This window comes from Nigerium massiliense (assembly GCF_000826085.1).
Taxonomy (GTDB): Bacteria; Actinomycetota; Actinomycetes; order Propionibacteriales; family Propionibacteriaceae; genus Propioniciclava; species Propioniciclava massiliense.
On record NZ_CCYM01000002.1, the window covers coordinates 78,426 to 95,494 of the forward strand.

The following is a 17,069-nucleotide window of genomic DNA, read 5'->3' on the forward strand; positions in this document are numbered from 1 at the left end:
CGCTTGAGGGCGCGCGGACCGCGCGCTCGCCGGACGGCACAGTCGCCCGGCCACGTGCGCCTCCCCTCCGGACTTTCACCGTCGGTCCCGGAATTCCACCGGATCAGCCAGGGGCCGAAGCCTCTGGGTCGCGGACTCTCACCGCCGGTTCGGACTTGCACCGACCCCGGAGCACGTTGCTTGCAGCGGCTATGCTAGCGCGCCGACGGAGCGGCGTCGCGCGCAAGGGGTCCCCGCTGCCCCCCGATGTGGGCTAATGTCCCGCCATCGTCCTGACACAGAGCGAAGGAGCCCCCGTGAAACCCCTGCACCGCAAGCCGCTGGCCGCCGTGGCGGCCGTGGCCCTCGCGTTCGGCATGTCCGCCTGCGCCCAGAGCCAGCGCCCCGCGTCCGACTCCAGCGCCAGCACCGGCGCCGCGGCCGACACGTTCGTCTTCGCCGGATCGTCCGACCCGGTGATGCTCGATCCCGCCATGGCGTCCGACGGCGAGAGCTTCCGCGTCGCGCGCCAGATCTTCGAGGGCCTCGTCACGGTCAAGCCCCACAGCACCGAGCTGGAGCCGCTCCTCGCCACGTCGTGGGAGAGCTCCGCGGACGGCAAGACCCACTCGTTCACGCTGCGCCAAGGCGTCAAGTTCCAGGACGGCACGGACTTCAACGGCGAGGCGGTCTGCAAGAACTTCGAGCGGTGGGCCAACTGGAAGGGCCTCAACCAGAACGAGAACATCACCTACTACTACGGCAAGCTCTTCGAGGGCTACCGCAACCCGGAGAAGGGCGGCAGCAAGGGCATCTACGACAGTTGCTCGGCACCGTCCGCGGACAAGGCCGTCGTGAAGCTCAACAAGCCGTTCGCGTCCTTCGTGGACGCCATGACGCTGCCCGCGTTCTCGATGCAATCGCCCGCCGCCATGGAGAAGTACAACGCGGACGACACCAAGGGCACCGAGTCCGACCCGCGGTTCTCCGAGTACGCCACCGCGCACCCGACCGGCACCGGCCCGTTCACGTTCGAGAAGTGGGACCGCGGCCAGCAGGTCGTCCTGAATCGGAACGACAACTACTGGGGCGACAAGGCCAAGGTCAGCAAGGCGATCGTGCGCATCATCTCGGACGCCAAGGCGCGCACCCAGGAACTCGAGGCCGGCAACATCGACGGCTACGACCTCGTCGCGCCCGCCGACGTCCAGGCGCTGAAGGACAAGGGCCTGCAGGTGATGAACCGGCCCGCGTTCAACATCCTCTACCTCGGTTTCAACCAGAAGAATCCGGCGCTGAAGGACGTCCGGGTGCGCCAGGCGATCAACTACGCCATCGACAAGGACGCCGTCATCAGCCAGTCCCTGCCCGAGGGCACGAAGCCGGCCATCGAGTTCATGCCCGACACGGTCAGCGGCTACAACCCGGACGTGACGCAGTACAAGTACGACCCGAACAAGGCGAAGGCGCTGCTGAAGCAGGCCGGCCAGGAGAACCTCACGCTGAAGTTCGCCTACCCGACAGGCGTCTCGCGTCCCTACATGCCGTCGCCCGAGGACACGTTCGTCGCCATCAAGGCCCAGCTCGAGGCCGTCGGGATCAAGGTCACGCCGGTGACCGCCAAGTGGAGCCCGGACTACCTCGACATGGCCCAGGGTCCCGACGGGGTCGACAAGCGAGACATCCACATGCTCGGCTGGACGGGCGACTACAACGATCCCGACAACTTCATCGGGGTGTTCTTCGGCAAGAAGTCCAACGAGTGGGGCTTCGACAACCAGGCGCTGTTCAAGGCCCTCCAGGACGCCCGCGCGGTGCCCACGAAGGACAAGCAGGCCGCTGTCTACACAAAGATCAGCGAGCAGATCGCCCAGTACGCCCCGGGCGTCCCGATCGCCCACCCGGCGCCGTCGCTGGCGTTCGGCAAGGGCGTGAAGGGCTACGAGCCCAGCCCCGTCCAGGACGAGGTCTGGAACACCGTCAGCATCGATCGCTGAGCCGCCGTCCGGGCGGGGCCCGACCCCAGGCCCCGCCCGGATCGCCTTCCACCAATTCGAGAGGAACCGGATGCTCCGCTTCGTCGTGCGCCGGCTGTTGCTGCTGGTGCCGGTCCTGGTCGGCCTGAGCGTGCTGCTGTTCGCCTGGCTGCGCGCCCTGCCGGGCGACCCGGCCCGGGCGCTGCTCGGCGACAAGGCCACCCCCGAGGCCATCGCCCGCCTCAACGCGCAGTACGGCTTCGACCAGCCACTGATCGTCCAGTTCTTCACCTATGTCGGCCAGCTGGCCCAGGGCAACTTCGGGGCGTCCGCACGCACCGGCGAGCCCGTGCTGCAAACGTTCCTGGACCGCTTCCCCGCCACCGTCGAGCTCGCGCTCGTGGCGCTGCTGTTCGCGATCGTGGTGGGCGTCCCGCTGGGCTACTTCGCGGCGAAGCGCGCCGGGGGCGTCCTCGACCTGTTCGCGGTGGGCAGCTCGCTGCTGGGGGTCGTCATCCCGGTCTTCGTGCTCGCCTACCTGCTCAAGATCGTCTTCGCGATCGGGCTGCCGGGGCTGGAGTTCCTGGCCATCCTCCCCTCGTCCGGACGCCAGGACGTGCGGATGTTCGCGACCCACATCACCGACTTCTACATCCTCGATGGCCTGATGACGCGGGAGTTCGACGCCGCCTGGGACGCCTTCAAACACCTGATCCTGCCGGGGCTGGCGCTGGGCTCGATCCCGCTGGCGTCGATCACGCGCATGACGCGGGCGTCCGTGCTCGAGGTGCTGAATGAGGACTACATCCGCACCGCGAACGCGAAGGGCCTCTCCCAGACGCTCATCACGTGGCGCCACGTCATGAAGAACGCGATGCTGCCGGTCATCACCACCATCGGCCTGCTCACCGGACAGCTGCTGTCCGGCGCGGTGCTCACCGAGAGCGTGTTCGCGTTCAACGGCATCGGCTCCTATCTGTTCGAGGCCATCTCCACCCTGGACTACGCCGTCCTGCAGGGGTTCATCCTGTTCATCGCGATCGTCTTCGCGCTGGTGAACCTGATCGTCGACCTGCTCTACGGCGTCTTCGACCCGAGGATGCGTGTGCAATGACCCAGCTGCCACAAGACGCCGCCGGCGTCACCCCCACCGAGCGTCCGCCTGCGCTGGCCGCCGCCATGGCCGGGGGGGTCGAGACCGACGAGGGCGGCACGAGCCTGTGGACGGCGGCGCTCAAGCGCCTGGTCCGCAACCCCTCGGCCATCGTCGGCGCGGTCATCGTCGCGGCGTTCCTGATCGTCGCCCTGCTCGCCCCCGTCCTGGCGCCGTACCGGCCCAGCACGACGGAGTGGGCCAACCAGGTCACCCCGTCGCGGCTCCCGGCATTCTCGCCGCAGCACCCGCTGGGACTCGACCCGTTCGGCTCCGACCTGTTGACCCAGCTCATCTACGGCGCGCGCCAGTCGCTGATCATCGGCGTGGTCTCCACCGTGCTGGGCCTGCTCGGCGGCGCGCTGCTCGGCATCCTCGCCGGCGCGTTCGGCGGCTGGGTCGACACCCTGGTGATGCGGCTGGTCGACATCTTGCTCTCGATCCCGTCGCTGCTGCTCGCCGTGAGCGTCGCCGCGATCGTGGGGCGGCGTCCCGAGTCACTGATGATCGCCATCGCGGCCGCCCAGGTGCCGGTCTTCGCACGGTTGCTGCGCGGCTCGATGCTCAAGCAGCGCGGGCAGGACTACGTGCTCGCGGCCACGTCGCTCGGCCTGCGCCGGCGTTCGGTGGTGATGGGGCACGTGTTCCCGAACTCGCTCGGCCCCGTCATCGTGCAGGCGACGCTGATCCTCGCGACCGCGATCATCGAGGTCGCGGCCCTGTCGTACCTCGGCATGGGCTCGCCCGACCCGACGGTCGCCGAGTGGGGCCGCATGCTCGTCAAGGCCCAGGAGCGGCTCGAGAGCTACCCGCACCTGACGATCCTGCCCGGCCTCTGCATCGCGGTGACCGCGCTCGGTTTCACGTTGCTGGGCGAGGCTCTGCGCGAGGCCCTCGACCCGAAGACGAGGAAGTGACATGACCACCACGTATCCCGGCGTCGACGAGGCGTCCCCCGGCTCCCGCACGCCGCTGCTGTCCGTGCGCGACCTGCGGGTCACGTTCGGACGCCGCGGCCAGACCGGCTTCCGGGCCGTTGATGGCGTGAGCTTCGACATCAGTCCCGGCGAGGTCATCGGCCTGGTCGGCGAGTCCGGCTCGGGCAAGTCGGTGACGTCCATGGCGATCATGGGCCTGCTGCCCACCCGCGGCGTCCGGGTCGAGGGCGAGGCGCTCTATGACGGGCGCAACCTGCTGGACCTGTCCCAGCGCGAGCTGTGCCGCGTCCGGGGCTCGCAGCTGGCGATGGTGTTCCAGGATCCGATGTCGTCGCTCAACCCGGTCGTCACCGTCGGCACCCAGGTCACCGAGGTGCTGCACGCCCACCAGAAGCTGTCCCGCGCGGACGCCAAGGCAGAGGCGATCGACCTGCTCCGCCGCTGCGGCATCCCCGACCCGGGCCGCCGGTTCGGCGAGTACCCGCACCAGCTCTCGGGCGGCATGCGGCAGCGGGCGCTCATCGCGACGGCGCTGGCGTGCAAGCCGAAGCTGCTGATCTGCGACGAGCCGACCACCGCCCTGGACGTGACGATCCAGGCCCAGGTGTTGGAGTTGCTGGCCGAGCTCGTCTCCAGCCTAGGCACCGCGATGGTGATGATCACCCACGACCTCGGCGTCGTCGCGGGGCTCTGCGACCGCGTCAACGTCATGTACGCCGGACGCATCGTCGAGCAGGCGCCGCGCCGCGAGCTGTTCGCGCACCCGCGGCATCGCTACACCGAGGGGCTGTTGAACTCGATCCCCCGCCTCGACGGCGACCGCGACGAGCCGCTGCACCCCATCCCGGGGACGCCGCGCGACACGATCGGCTGGGAGAAGGCGTGCGCGTTCGCGCCCCGCTGCCGGCACGCCACCGACGAGTGCTTGCGACCCGATCTCGAACTGCGCCAGCTAGCCCCCCACCACGACGTCCGCTGCGTCCACCCGGCGGGGGCGGCGTCCTCAGGAGCCACCGGCGGGGCGTCGGCCGCTGGGCGCTCCCCCGAACCTCCGAAGGAGCGCTCGTGACCGACAACCTGCTCGAGGCCGCGGGCCTGATGGTGCACTACCCGATCCGCTCGGGGATGGTCGTCAACCGGACGATCGGGCACGTGAAAGCCGTGGACGGCGTCGACCTCGCGGTGCCGCGGGGCAGCACGTACGGGCTCGTCGGCGAGTCGGGCTGCGGGAAGTCGACGCTGGGCCGGGCGCTGCTGCGGCTGGAGGACATCACAGCGGGCACCGTCACGTTCCAGGGTCGCGACATCACGAAGCTGCGCGGCGAAGAGTTGCGCAAGCTGCGTCGCCACGCCCAGATGGTGTTCCAGGACCCGATGGCCAGCCTCGACCCGCGCCAGTCGGTGCAGTCGATGCTGACCGAGCCGCTGCGCGTCCACGGGCTGGCGGAGAGCGACCGGGCGGAGTTCGGCAAGAACTCTGCGAAGGCCCACGCCGCGAAGGCCGCCTCGATGCTGGAACTCGTGGGTCTCCCCCGCTCAGCGCTGGGCAAGTACCCGCACGAGTTCTCCGGGGGTCAGCGCCAGCGCATCGGCATCGCCCGCGCGATGATCCTCAACCCCGAGCTGGTCATCGCGGACGAGCCCGTCTCGGCCCTGGACGTGTCGGTGCAGGCGCAGGTGCTGAACCTGCTGTCCGACCTGCAGGACCGCTTCGGGCTGACCTACGTGGTCGTCGCGCACGACCTGGCTGTCGTCCGGCACATCAGCGACACCATCGGCGTGATGTACCTGGGCCGCATGGTCGAGGAGGCACCGGCGGACGACCTCTACCGCGAGCCGCTGCACCCGTACACCACGTCGCTGCTGTCGGCGATCCCCGTGCCCGACCCCGTCGTCGAGGACGCCCGCGAGCGCGTCCTGCTCGACGGCGACCTGCCCAGCCCCGCGAACCCGCCCTCGGGCTGCCGGTTCCACACCCGCTGCCCCTGGCGCCGCGACGAACTCTGCGCGACCGAGGACCCGCCCCTGCGCGAGATCGCGCCAGGACGGCGCGTCGCCTGCCACTGGGCCGAAACCATCGCCGCCGGGCGCATCGAGCCGCACGCCGCGGCGGTCGTCCCGGCCAAGGACGCCGAGGGAGCCGGCGGGAGCGCCACCGCCGCCGACTAGTCCCTCGGGACGAAGGCCACCGTCGACTGGCGGGCCACCAGGCGCGGGCTCAGCACCGCCTCGGCGGGCTGCGAGTCCGAGCCCTGCTCGGTGAGCAGTTGGTGCAGGTGCTGCGCCGCCAGCCGTCCGGCCTCGTACTTCGGCAGATCGACGGTGGTCAGCGCGGGCGTCACCATGGACGCGACCGGGATGTTGTCGAAGCTCACCACCGACAACCGCTCCGGCAGCGCCACGCCGTGGCTGAGGAGGCGGTTGAGGAGCCCGATCGCCATGAGGTCGTTGTAGACGACGACCGCGGTGATCCCGGCTCCCAGAGTCGCGTCGGTCGCCTGTCGGCCGCCGTCGAAGGTGGGCTCGTAGTCCCCCAGCATCACGCCGCGGACGCCCGCGGCCTGCGCGACGGCCTGATGAAAGCCGTCGACACGCTGCCGCGCCGAGCGGCTCTGCAGCTTGCCGCCGACGTACCCGATCGCCCGGTGGCCGAGCCCGGCGAGGTGGCCGACCGCCTGCCTCATGCCCTCGTGGTTGTCGAAGCTGACGTGGCCGACGCCCTCGACCGCGCGGTTGACGAGCACCAGCGGGCGACGCCCGGCCAGCGCGACGATCTCCGCGTCCTCCAGGCGCGAGGCGCACAGGACGAGGCCGTCCACGCGGCCCGAGAGCGCCTCGATCGCGCGGCGCTCGGCGTCCGCGTTCTCGCCGGTGTCGGCGATGAGGGTCTGGTAGCCGAGGCCGTCCCCCGTCTGCTCGATGCCCTTGAGGATGGCGGCGAAGAAGGGGTTCTCCAGATCCGACAGCACGACCCCCAGGCAGCCGGTGCGGCCGGTGTTGAGCATCTGCGCGGCCTTGTTGGGCCGGTAGTGGAGCCGTTCGGCGGCGTCCATGATGCGCCGCCTCGTGACCTGGTCGACCACGTCGGGACGGCTGAACGCCCGCGACACGGTGGACGGGGAAACGCCCACCGCGGCGGCCACATCCTTGATCGTGACTGACACGCTTCCCTCTCCGTCGACCGGGCCCGGGCGCTGACCGCCCGGGAGCGTGGTCAGGCTAACACGCCGCTCTCGATGCATCCGTGTGCAGTAACCCGCCTCAATTGAGCGCATGGTCCGCCCCATCACGCTTGACAAAGCCCTTGCAACCGTGTGCATTCCGTGCTTCACTGGTTCTCACCGCGGCGCATAAGCCGGGTATTCGTTCAATGAAGAAGGATTCATGCCAACACAGAAGTTGACACTGCACCCGGATCGCGCCCTGCCGGTCGATCCCGAGCAGCGGAGGATCGCCCGCGAGATCTACGCCGAGACGGCCGCCCTCCCGCTCATCTCGATGCACGGTCACGTCGACGCGGCCGTCTTCGCCGACAACCAGCCCTTCGCCGACCCGGCCCAGCTGCTGATCGTCCCCGACCACTACGTGTGCCGCATGCTCTACTCGCAGGGCTTCACGCCCGAGCAACTCGGCGTCCCGCGCGTCGACGGCGGCGCCACCGAAGGCGACTCGCGCACCATCTGGCGACGGTTCGCGAGCAACTGGAAGCTGTTCCGCGGGACTCCCTCGCGGTACTGGCTCGAGCACGAACTCGTCACCGTCTTCAGCGTCGAGGACGAGCCCAGCGAGGAGACCGCCGACGCGATCTACGACCAGATCGCCGGTGTCATCGCGTCCGACGATTTCCGCCCCCAGCAACTGCTCGACCGCTTCAACATCGAACTCATCTCGACGACCGATCCGGCCCAAAGCGACCTGTCCCAGCAACAGAAGCTGGCCGAGCAGGGGCTCGGCGAGCGCGTCCTGCCGACGTTCCGCCCCGACTCTGTGGTCTACCTCGACCGGGACGACTTCGATGCCAGCATCGCGACCCTGGGCGAGGTCTCCGGGAGCGACGTCGCGAGCTACCAGGGCTACCTCAAGGCCTTGCGGGAGCGGCGCCGCGCGTTCGTGGCGATGGGCGCCAAGGCGACCGACCACGGGCACTTCACCGCCGACACCACCCCGCTTCCCGAGGCGACCGCCGCCGAGATCTACGAGCGCCGGCTTTCCGGCGGGCAGCTCAGCGTCGACGAGGTCAACGCCTTCGCCGCGCACATGCTGTTCCAGATGGCGGCCATGTCGTGCGAGGACGGCCTGGTGATGCAGATCCACCCCGGCGTGCTGCGCGACCACCACAGCGCCACGTACCGCGCGCACGGCCAGGACAAGGGCTACGACATCCCGGTCGCCGCGGAGTACACCCGCGGCCTGCGGCCCCTGCTGGACGCCTTCGGCACCGATCCGAGGTTCGGCTGCATCGTCTACACGCTCGACGAGGACGTCTACACCCGCGAGCTCGCGCCGATGGCCGGCGTCTACTCGTCCATGCGCGTCGGCGCCCCCTGGTGGTTCATCGACTCGCCCGAGGGGATGCTGCGCTTCTTCGAGAGCGCCACCGAGACCGCCGGCTTCTACAACATGTCCGGCTTCGTCGACGACACCCGCGCCTACTGCTCCATCCCCGCGCGGCACGACCTCTACCGCCGCATCAGCGCGCACTACCTGTCCCGGCTCGTGGGCGAGCACCGCCTGCGCCAGGACGAGGCCGTCTCCGTGGCCACCGATCTGGCCTACCACCTCCCCAAGCTCGCCTTCCGGGTCTGACCCCGGTCCCACCGACAGGAACTCCGATGACCACTGCTCCACAGGCCAGCGCCGGCCTGGCAGACGACCTCACCCGCGCCGGCATGCGCAAGCTCTCCCTGAAGGAGAAGATCTCCTACGGGCTGGGCGACTTCGGCAACGGCTTCATGTTCGACCTCGGGCAGGCCTACCTGCTGTACTTCTACACCGAGATGGCCGGCATCACGCCGATCGCGGCGGCGGGCGTCTTCGCCTTCACGAAGATCTTCGACGCCTTCATGGACCCGGTAGCCGGCACCTTCGTCGACGGACGCCGCAACGTCGGCAAGAACGGGCGCTTCCGTCCGGTGATGATGTACTCCTCCATCGCGCTCGCCGTGCTGACCGTCGCCACCTTCGTCACGCCGAACGCCGGCCACGACGTCAACCTCGTCTACGCCTACGTCTCCTACGCCGCCTGGGGCCTGCTCTACAGCTTCACGAACGTCCCCTACGGCTCGCTGGCCTCGGTGATGACGCAGGACTCCCAGCAGCGCGCCCAGCTGGCCGCGTTCCGGCAGGCCGGTTCGGTCGGCGCCCTGCTCATCACGGGCGTCGCGTTCATGCCGATCGTCGTCGCCGTCAGCGGCGGGGCGGCCCACCTGACCCAGGCCGGCTACATCGCCGCCGCGGTCGCGATGGCCGTCGTCGGCGTGCTGGGTTTCTTCGCCTGCTACCGCGGGACGACGGAGGCCGTCACGGTCGTCCGTGACCCGTCCGAGAAGATCACCCCGGCGACCTTCGTCCGCACCGTCTTCACGAACCGGGCGCTGCTCACCCTCATTCTGATGACGGTGTTCTCGATCTCCGCCTACAACATCATGCCCGCGATGATGGCGTACTTCAGCAAGTACAACCTGCACAGCATCGAGCTGCTGAGCGTGATCAACTTCTTCGGGATCGGCTCGTCGATCATCGCGATCCTGGCGATCCCGGCACTCGTCAAGCGGTTGGGCAAGCGGAACACCGCGCTCCTGGGCTTCGGCATCGCCTCGGTGGCCGCGCTCCTCAACTTCCTGATTCCGACGAACCCCTACATCTTCACGGCGCTCTACGCGCTCACGTTCATCGGGGTGGCCCTGCCGAACGGCGTGACCTGGGCCATGGTCTCCGACGTCATCGACTACGGCCACTGGCGCACCGGGGTGCGGCGCGAGGGGATCACCTACTCGATGTTCAACTTCTCCCGCAAGATCGCGCAGGCGTTGGCCGCGGGCATGGCCGGTCTCGGCCTCAACATCATCGGCTACCGCAACAACTTCACGGACGGCTCGATGCCGCCCGAGCAGGTGAACGGCGTGCTGAACGGCATCAAGGGGTTGCAGACGCTGTACCCCGCGATCGCGCTGGCGCTGGCCGCGCTGACCCTGCTGCTGTTCTACCCGCTGACGGAGCAGAAGCTGCTGCAGGTGCTGGCGGAGATCCACCAGCGCGACGCCGACGAGATCGCCCGCGGTGAGGTCACGATCTCGGAGCTGGACGGTCAGGCTCCCGCGACCGTGACCGAGGCCGTCACCGGTGACCGTCCCGCCGACAGCACCCGTCCCACCGACCCGGACGCCGGCGACGACCGGCGACGCCCCTGAGGAGCACCATGACCAACGAGCATCCCAGCCCCCTGCTGGTGCTGGCCCCCGCAGACGACGTGGCCGTGGCGATGGCCACCCTGCCGGCCGGCAGCGAGGTCACCACCCCCGCCGGCCAGGTGCTGACGATCGGACGCGAGATCCCCCGCGCGCACAAGGTCGCCCTGCACGACATCGCCGTCGGCGAGCACGTGCACAAGTACGGGCAGTCGATCGGCGTCGCGACCACCGCCATCGCCGCCGGCGACCACGTCCACTCGCACAACCTGGGCTACACCGAGGACGAGAACAGCTACGAGTTCGCCACCAGCCACACCGACCTGCCGGACGACTTCGCCGGCCGGACGTTCGAGGGGTACCGCCGCGCCGACGGCCGCGTCGGGACGCGCAACTACGTGGCCATCCTCGCGTCGGTGAACTGCTCGGCGTCCACGGCGAAGATGATCGCCGAGCAGACGCGCCCCTACCTGGCCGAGTTCCCCGGCGTCGACGGCGTCATCGCGCTCACCCACGGCTCCGGCTGCGGCATGATCCCCTCGTCGCCGGGCGGCTCCACCCTGCAGCGGACGCTCGCGGGCTACGCGTCCCACCCGAACGTCGGCGGTGTGCTGCTGCTGGGGCTCGGCTGCGAGATGATCCAGGTGGCCTCCATCACGGCGAACGCGCCCATCCCGTCCGACACCCTCGTGCAGGAGCTGAAGATCCAGGACGAAGGTGGCATCCGCGCCACGGTGCGGGCGGGCGTCGAGGCGATCCGCTCGATGCTGCCCGAGCTCAACGAGCGGCGCCGGCAGCCCGCCCCGATCTCCGAACTCGTCCTCGGGCTCAACTGCGGCGGCTCGGACGGCTACTCCGGCATCACCGCCAACCCGGCGCTGGGCCACGCGTCCGACCTCCTCGTCGGCGCGGGCGGCACGTCCGTGCTGGCGGAGGTGCCCGAGGTCTTCGGCGCCGAGGCGTTGCTGACGCGGCGGGCCGTCTCCGAGGACGTCGGGCGCAAGCTGCTCGACCGCCTCGCGTGGTGGCGCGACTACGCCGAGAAGGGCGGCGGCAGCCTCGACAACAACCCCTCGCCCGGCAACAAGGCGGGCGGGCTCACGACGATCCTCGAGAAGTCGCTCGGCGCCGTCGCGAAGGCGGGGCACGCCGACCTGACCGACGTGATCGGCTACGCCGAGCCCATCGCGGGCCCCGGGCTGCTGCTCATGGACACCCCCGGCTACGATCCGGTGTCCGTCACCGGCCTGGTGGGCGGCGGCGCGACCGTGGTCGTCTTCACGACCGGCCGCGGCTCGGTCATCGGCGCCCGTCCGACCCCGATCCTCAAGGTAGCCACCAACACCGAGATGTACGAACGCATGAGCGAGGACATGGACGTCAACGCCGGCCGCATCGCCGACGGCGACGCCTCCGTCGACACGCTGGGCGTCGAGCTGCTCGAGGACATCATCGCCGTCGCCTCGGGCCGCCACACGGTCAGCGAAGAGATGGGGCTGGGCCAGGAAGAGTTCGTCCCCTGGCAGCTCGGCGCCGTCACCTAGGCCGTCCCGGCCCCTCCACCTGTCTGACCCACGAAGGGAACCGACCATGCAGCAACTCAGCCGCTCCGTGTCTGGGGCGCCGCCGCGTCCCAGCACCATCCTCCAGTTCGGATCGGGCAACTTCCTGCGCGCCTTCGTCGACTGGATGATCCAACAGTCCAATGACGCCGGGCTGACCGAGCACGGCGTCGCCGTCGCCTACGCCACGAACAAGCCGTCCCGCCACGACCCGCTCGCCGACCAGGACGGGCTCTACCACGTGCTCCTCGAAGGGGTGCGCGACGGCCAGGCCGAGCGCCGCCTCGACCGCATCGACGTCGTCCAAGAGATCGTCGACCCCTTCGCCGACTACGACGCCTACCACGCGATCGCGGTCAGCCCCGAGCTGAAGATCGTCGTCTCCAACACGACGGAGGCGGGCATCGTCTGGCGCGACGACGATCTGACCGCGCGGCCGCCCGTCAGCTTCCCGGCCCAGGTGGCCCAGGTGCTGCACGAGCGGTACCTCGCGTTCGACGGCACGGACGACGCCGGGCTGGCCATCGTGCCCTGCGAGCTCATCGAGGACAACGGCCGCACCCTGCGCAGCCTCGTCGTCCGCCACGCCGAGGCCGCCGGCTGGGACCGAGACTTCCTCGCCTGGCTGGACCGCGCGAACACGTTCTACGACACCCTCGTCGACCGCATCGTCTCCGGGTTCCCCGAGGCCGAGGCGGATGAGGTCGCCCGCGAGCTCGGCGTCGAGGATCGTGCCCTGGTGAAAGGTGAGTTGTTCAGTCTCTGGGTGATCGGCGGCCCCGCGGAGCCGCTGCGGACCCTGCTGCCGCTGGACCGCCTCGACGTCGGCGTCTCGTTCGTCGACGCGGACGAGGTGGGCCCGTTCCGCAGCAAGAAGGTGCGCGTCCTCAACGGGGCGCACACCGCGCTGGCGCTCCTCGGCCTGCAGCTGGGGGCCGAAACCGTCGACCAGGCCTACGGCGACCCCGACCTGCGGCGCTTCATCGACGAGCTCATCAGCGAGGAGGTCCTGCCGACCATCGACGCCGACCGCGCCGAGCTGGACGCGTTCGCGGCCTCGATCCTCGAGCGCTTCGACAACGCCTCCCTCCACCATCGCTTGGCCGACATCAGCCTGAACTCGGGCGCCAAGTGGTCCGCGCGCAACCTGCCGGTGCTGCTGGACCGGTGGCGGGTGGGACGCGAGGCGCCCCGGGTGACCCTGACGTTGGCCGCGCTGTTGGTGCTCTACTCCGGACACTCGGCGGCGGACGGCTTCGTTCCGCACGACGACGCGGAGCTCGTCCGGGCGATCGCCGACGGCTTCGACGCGGACGAGCCCCGGGCGTGGGTCGAGCGCTCCCTCACCGCCCTGGGCCTGGGCGACCTCGACGACCTCGACCGCCTCACCGCGGATGTGACGTCCGATGTCACGACGCTCCTGACGACCGGGGTGCGGGCCGCCTTCCGGGCGGCGAGCGCCTAGGCCGGGCCCGCACCCCGGCGACACGCTCCCCGCACCCGACGCGACGAACCCGCCCCGACCTTTCGGTCTGGGCGGGTTCGCGTCAGGTGGGGGTGGGTAGTGGGAGTGTCAGCCGCGGTCGGCGACCTCCTTAATCTCGCCGCGGGCCGAGGAGGCCCGGGTGCCCTCGCCGGCGTCCGGCGCCGCGGCCAGGTGGGTCTCCCGGGTGACCTTGTCGTCGTTGTCGGCGATCTCGGCCATCACCGCCGGCGGCAGTCCCAGGAAGTAGGTAGCGAGGAAACCGGCCACGTATCCGACCAGCAGCCCGCCTGCGTAGACCCCGACGGCCGGGCCGATGCCCTGGCTGCCGTTGACCAGCGGGAACAGCGCCCAGCCGCTCGGGCCGATCGCGGTCGAGCCGACGGTGGTGCCGAGCTGGCTGAACAGGCCGATGAAGCCGCCGCCGAACGCGCCGCCCACGCAGGCCGTGATGAACGGACGCCCCAGCGGCAGCGTCACGCCGTAGATCAGGGGCTCGCCGACGCCGAGCAGGCCGGCCGGGAGCGCGGACGAGATCGCCTTGCGCATGGACGGGCTGCGCCGCGCCTTCACCAGGATCGCGATGGCCGCGCCGACCTGGCCCGCGCCGGCCATGGCCAGCACCGGCAGCAGGATCGTGTAGCCGGTCTGCTGGATGAGCGTGGTGTGGATCGGGATGAGCGCCTGGTGCAGGCCCATCATCACCAGCGGCAGGAACAGGCCCGCCAGCACGAAGCCGGCCAGCGCGCCGCCGGTGCCGAGCAGCCAGTTCGCCGCCACGCCGATCGCGGTCGACACGGCGCCGGCGACGGTCATGATCGGGAACAGCGTCAGTCCGCCGGCGACGAGCACCGTCACGGTCGGGACGATCAGCATGCTCAGCGACTGCGGGGCCCACCGACGGGTCCAGCGCTCGACGTAGGCGGCGATGACCGCGGCGAGCAGCGCGCCGATGACGCCGCCCTGCCCGGGCGCGAGCGTGTTGCCCAGGATGGACACCTTCGCCACCCCGGCGAACGGGATGATCGCGGCCACCGCGCCGCCGAGCACCGGGGTGCCGCCGAACTCCTTGGCGGTATTCATGCCGACGAACACGGAGATCAGCGACATGAAGCCGCTGGCGATGGCGGCCAGGGCCGGCGTCCAGGCGGCGGCCCACGGAGCGGTGCCGTTGGTGGCCAGGTTCACGAAGATGCCGTTGATGCCGGCGATGATGCCGCAGGCGATCAGGGCGGGGATCAGCGGCAGGAAGATGTTCGCGATGCGGCGCAGGAAGATCTTCAGCGGCGTCTGGTTGCGGGCCTTGTTCTCGGCCCGGATGCCCTCGCCGCGCTGCGAGAGGTCCTCGGCCGCGCTGTGGGAGACGGTCGCGACGCCGGCCGCGCTCATCAGGCGGGCGACGTCGTCCACCTTGCCCGGCCCGAGCACCACCTGCATGGTGTCGTCCGCGACGACGCCCAGCACGTCGTCGATGGCCTTGAGTCCGTCGACGTCCACCGCGTCGAGGTCGCGCACCCCGATGCGCAGCCGGGTGATGCAGTTCTCGACGTCGAGCACGTTGTCCGAGCCACCCAGCCGTTGGGTGATCTGCTCGGCGAGTTCCTTCGATTGGGTCATGGGCGCGTAACTCCTTCGTCAGCGTGGTGGTCGGTTTGCGGATCGGTGTCGGGCAGGGTGGACGCCGCGGCCAGGGCGGCGCGGAGGCGTCCGCCGTGGGCGTCCAGCAGGGTGTCGGCCTCGGCGACGTCGATGCCGGCGGTGAGCATGAGGATCGCGACCTTGGCGCGCCCCGCGCTCGCGGACAGTGCGCGAGAGACCTCGTCGTCGGCTGCCCCGGTCGCCGCGGCCACCATGCCGTGGGCGCGGGCGCGGAGCTTCTCGTTGGTCGCGCGGACGTCGACCATGAGGCTGCCGTACGTCTTGCCGAGGCGCACCATCGTCAGCGTCGAGAGCATGTTCAGCACCAGCTTCTGCGCGGTGCCGGCCTTCAGGCGAGTCGAGCCCGTGACGATCTCGGGGCCGGTGACCACCTCGATGGCGACCTCGGCGGCGTCCCCGAGGCTCGAGCTGCCGTTGCACGACAGCCCGACGGTGAACGCGCCGCGGCGGCGGGCCTCCTCGACGGCGGCGATCGCGTACGGCGTCCGGCCCGACGCGGAGATGCCGACCAACGAGTCGTCCGGGCCGACCTCGAGGCGGGCCACGTCGGCGACGGCGAGGTCGCGGTCGTCCTCGGCGCCCTCGATGGCGGTGGTCAGCGCGGTCGGGCCGCCGGCGATGATGCCGACGACCTGGGTCGGGTCGGTGCTGAAGGTGGGCGGGCACTCGGAGGCGTCCAGCACGCCGAGGCGGCCGGCGGTGCCGGCACCGGCGTACAGCAGGCGGCCGCCGCGTCCCATGCGCTCGGCGATGGCGTCGACGGCGGCGGCGATCTCGTCGAGCTTCTCGGCGACCGCGGCGGGGACGCCGGCGTCCTCGCTGTTCATCAGGGCGGCGGCCTCGCGGGTGGTCAGCCGGTCGAGCTCCCCGAAGCGCGGATCGGACCGCTCCGTGGTGAGCCCGGACAGGTCGGGCAGGGTTGTCATCGGTCTTCCTTCTGGGGATCGTCCCCGTCGGTGGTGGCGTCCTCGTCGTGGGCTCGCCGGGACGGGACCGTGTGCCGCCCCACGAGCGCCTCGTAGGAGTCGTGGATGGCGCGGCTGGCCGTGTCGAAGCAGTGCTGCGCGACAACGGTGAACAGGGCGTCCACCACGAAAAGCTGGCCCGTGCGCGACGCCATCGCCGCGGGGCGGAGGCTGGTCTCGTGGCTGGCGACGCTCAGCAGGACGTCGTCGGCGTCCGCGATGCGGCTGCCCGGGCGGCTGGTGATGGCGATCGTGTGCGCGCCACGGGACTGCGCGACCTCCATGGGCTCTATCACGTCGGCGGTCGTCCCGCTGGCGGAGATGCCGATCATGACGTCGCCGGGACCCAGGAGGACGGCCAGGGTGAGCGCCTGGTGGGCGTCGAGGGCGGCGTCCGCGATGAGGCCGATGCGCTCGAGCTTGCGGTCGAGGTCGAGGGCGACCAGCCCGGACGCCCCGACGCCGACGAGCACGGTGCGGCGCGCCCCCACGATCCGGCGGGCGATCGCCGTCAGCCCGGCGGGGTCGAGGCAGGCCGCCGTCTCGGCGATCGCCGCCTGCTCCTCGGAGGCCAGCTTCGCGATCACGTCCTCCGCGGGGTCGTCGCGGCGGATGTCCGGGGTGACCCGCGCGTGCCCGTTGGCGACGGTGGCCGCGTCCGCCGCCGCGAGCTGCAGCCGAAGCTCCTTGTAGCCGGAGCAACCGACCTGGTTGGCCAGCCGGATGATCGTCGCGTCGCTGGTGGACGTCGCCGACGCCAGCTGCGCGATCGTGAGCCGGGACGCGGCGCCCGGGTCGGCCAAGATGTAGGACGCCACCCGGCGCGGGCCCGCGGACAAGGTCGGCTCGAGGGCACGCATGCGAGGCAGAAGCGACTCGAACGAGACGTCGGAGGATTTCTCCGGCTTGGCTGGCATGGCGTGGAGTTTTACACCACTTGGGGTCGC

General features: G+C 70.5%; 13 protein-coding genes and 1 riboswitch. Of the genes, 9 read left to right on the forward strand and 4 right to left on the reverse strand.

The genetic code is table 11. The annotated features are described in order from the left end of the window. Positions 1–51: 51 nt before the first annotated feature. A riboswitch (FMN riboswitch) is annotated at positions 52–178 on the reverse strand. A gap of 118 nt (positions 179–296) precedes the next feature. From BN1187_RS01865 to BN1187_RS01885, 5 genes are all read left to right on the forward strand, one after another. Beyond that, a complete protein-coding gene (locus BN1187_RS01865; RefSeq protein ID WP_235750547.1) occupies positions 297–1,976 on the forward strand; it encodes an ABC transporter substrate-binding protein in 1,680 nt (559 codons plus the stop codon). A 70-nt stretch (positions 1,977–2,046) separates the two neighbouring features. After that, positions 2,047–3,069: an ABC transporter permease gene (locus BN1187_RS01870; RefSeq protein WP_040158236.1), complete on the forward strand. Its 1,023-nt coding sequence runs from the start codon at positions 2,047–2,049 to the stop codon at positions 3,067–3,069. Next, positions 3,066–4,025, forward strand: a complete 960-nt coding sequence (locus BN1187_RS01875; protein ID WP_082034440.1) for an ABC transporter permease — start codon at positions 3,066–3,068, stop codon at positions 4,023–4,025. Before BN1187_RS01870 ends, BN1187_RS01875 begins: the two co-directional genes overlap by 4 nt. A gap of 1 nt (position 4,026) precedes the next feature. Further along, the gene (locus tag BN1187_RS01880) at positions 4,027–5,115 is read left to right on the forward strand and encodes an ABC transporter ATP-binding protein (protein ID WP_052462171.1); all 1,089 of its coding nucleotides are present in this window, start codon (positions 4,027–4,029) and stop codon (positions 5,113–5,115) included. 29 nt (positions 5,116–5,144) lie between these two features. Beyond that, positions 5,145–6,215, forward strand: coding sequence for an ABC transporter ATP-binding protein (locus BN1187_RS01885; protein WP_052462386.1), 1,071 nt, complete (start codon positions 5,145–5,147; stop codon positions 6,213–6,215). On the opposite strand, the gene BN1187_RS01890 is transcribed toward BN1187_RS01885, so the two are convergent. After that, a complete protein-coding gene (locus tag BN1187_RS01890) occupies positions 6,212–7,210 on the reverse strand; it encodes a LacI family DNA-binding transcriptional regulator (RefSeq protein ID WP_040158243.1) in 999 nt (332 codons plus the stop codon). The genes BN1187_RS01885 and BN1187_RS01890 overlap by 4 nt on opposite strands. A 220-nt stretch (positions 7,211–7,430) precedes the next feature. On the opposite strand from BN1187_RS01890, the gene uxaC reads away from it, so the two are divergent. From uxaC to BN1187_RS01910, 4 genes are read left to right on the forward strand one after another with little or no spacing between them, the layout of a single operon-like run. Further along, entirely contained in the window at positions 7,431–8,852 is a 1,422-nt protein-coding gene (uxaC, locus tag BN1187_RS01895) for a glucuronate isomerase (RefSeq protein WP_040158246.1), read from the forward strand. 26 nt (positions 8,853–8,878) lie between these two features. Then, complete coding sequence (locus tag BN1187_RS01900) at positions 8,879–10,456, forward strand: glycoside-pentoside-hexuronide (GPH):cation symporter (RefSeq protein WP_072041928.1); 1,578 nt, start codon at positions 8,879–8,881, stop codon at positions 10,454–10,456. Between the two features lie 8 nt (positions 10,457–10,464). After that, positions 10,465–11,997: a UxaA family hydrolase gene (locus tag BN1187_RS01905; RefSeq protein ID WP_040158248.1), complete on the forward strand. Its 1,533-nt coding sequence runs from the start codon at positions 10,465–10,467 to the stop codon at positions 11,995–11,997. A gap of 46 nt (positions 11,998–12,043) precedes the next feature. Then, positions 12,044–13,480, forward strand: a complete 1,437-nt coding sequence (locus tag BN1187_RS01910; RefSeq protein ID WP_040158251.1) for a tagaturonate reductase — start codon at positions 12,044–12,046, stop codon at positions 13,478–13,480. A 108-nt stretch (positions 13,481–13,588) separates the two neighbouring features. Here BN1187_RS01910 and BN1187_RS01915 read toward each other — a convergent pair whose 3' ends face one another. From BN1187_RS01915 to BN1187_RS01925, 3 genes are read right to left on the reverse strand one after another with little or no spacing between them, the layout of a single operon-like run. After that, on the reverse strand, positions 13,589–15,115 hold the full coding sequence (locus tag BN1187_RS01915; protein ID WP_040158256.1) for a PTS transporter subunit EIIC: 1,527 nt from the start codon (positions 15,113–15,115) through the stop codon (positions 13,589–13,591). Then, on the reverse strand, positions 15,112–16,083 hold the full coding sequence (gene murQ, locus BN1187_RS01920) for an N-acetylmuramic acid 6-phosphate etherase (RefSeq protein WP_052462172.1): 972 nt from the start codon (positions 16,081–16,083) through the stop codon (positions 15,112–15,114). Before murQ ends, BN1187_RS01915 begins: the two co-directional genes overlap by 4 nt. Continuing rightward, positions 16,080–17,039 carry a MurR/RpiR family transcriptional regulator gene (locus tag BN1187_RS01925; RefSeq protein WP_052462173.1) on the reverse strand — a complete coding sequence of 320 codons (960 nt, stop codon included), beginning with the start codon at positions 17,037–17,039 and terminating at the stop codon, positions 16,080–16,082. The genes murQ and BN1187_RS01925 overlap by 4 nt, the downstream gene beginning before the upstream one ends. Positions 17,040–17,069 lie beyond the last annotated feature (30 nt).

Excerpts from the sequence above, each read along its gene's own strand:
- BN1187_RS01885 (WP_052462386.1), top strand. The coding sequence starts at position 5,145 with ATGGTGCACTACCCGATCCGCTCGGGGATGGTCGTCAACCGGACGATC.
- BN1187_RS01925 (WP_052462173.1), bottom strand. The coding sequence starts at position 17,039 with ATGCCAGCCAAGCCGGAGAAATCCTCCGACGTCTCGTTCGAGTCGCTT.
- BN1187_RS01875 (WP_082034440.1), top strand. The coding sequence starts at position 3,066 with ATGACCCAGCTGCCACAAGACGCCGCCGGCGTCACCCCCACCGAGCGT.
- BN1187_RS01915 (WP_040158256.1), bottom strand. The coding sequence starts at position 15,115 with ATGACCCAATCGAAGGAACTCGCCGAGCAGATCACCCAACGGCTGGGT.
- uxaC (WP_040158246.1), top strand. The coding sequence starts at position 7,431 with ATGCCAACACAGAAGTTGACACTGCACCCGGATCGCGCCCTGCCGGTC.
- BN1187_RS01870 (WP_040158236.1), top strand. The coding sequence starts at position 2,047 with ATGCTCCGCTTCGTCGTGCGCCGGCTGTTGCTGCTGGTGCCGGTCCTG.
- BN1187_RS01905 (WP_040158248.1), top strand. The coding sequence starts at position 10,465 with ATGACCAACGAGCATCCCAGCCCCCTGCTGGTGCTGGCCCCCGCAGAC.
- BN1187_RS01880 (WP_052462171.1), top strand. The coding sequence starts at position 4,027 with ATGACCACCACGTATCCCGGCGTCGACGAGGCGTCCCCCGGCTCCCGC.
- BN1187_RS01900 (WP_072041928.1), top strand. The coding sequence starts at position 8,879 with ATGACCACTGCTCCACAGGCCAGCGCCGGCCTGGCAGACGACCTCACC.
- BN1187_RS01910 (WP_040158251.1), top strand. The coding sequence starts at position 12,044 with ATGCAGCAACTCAGCCGCTCCGTGTCTGGGGCGCCGCCGCGTCCCAGC.
- murQ (WP_052462172.1), bottom strand. The coding sequence starts at position 16,083 with ATGACAACCCTGCCCGACCTGTCCGGGCTCACCACGGAGCGGTCCGAT.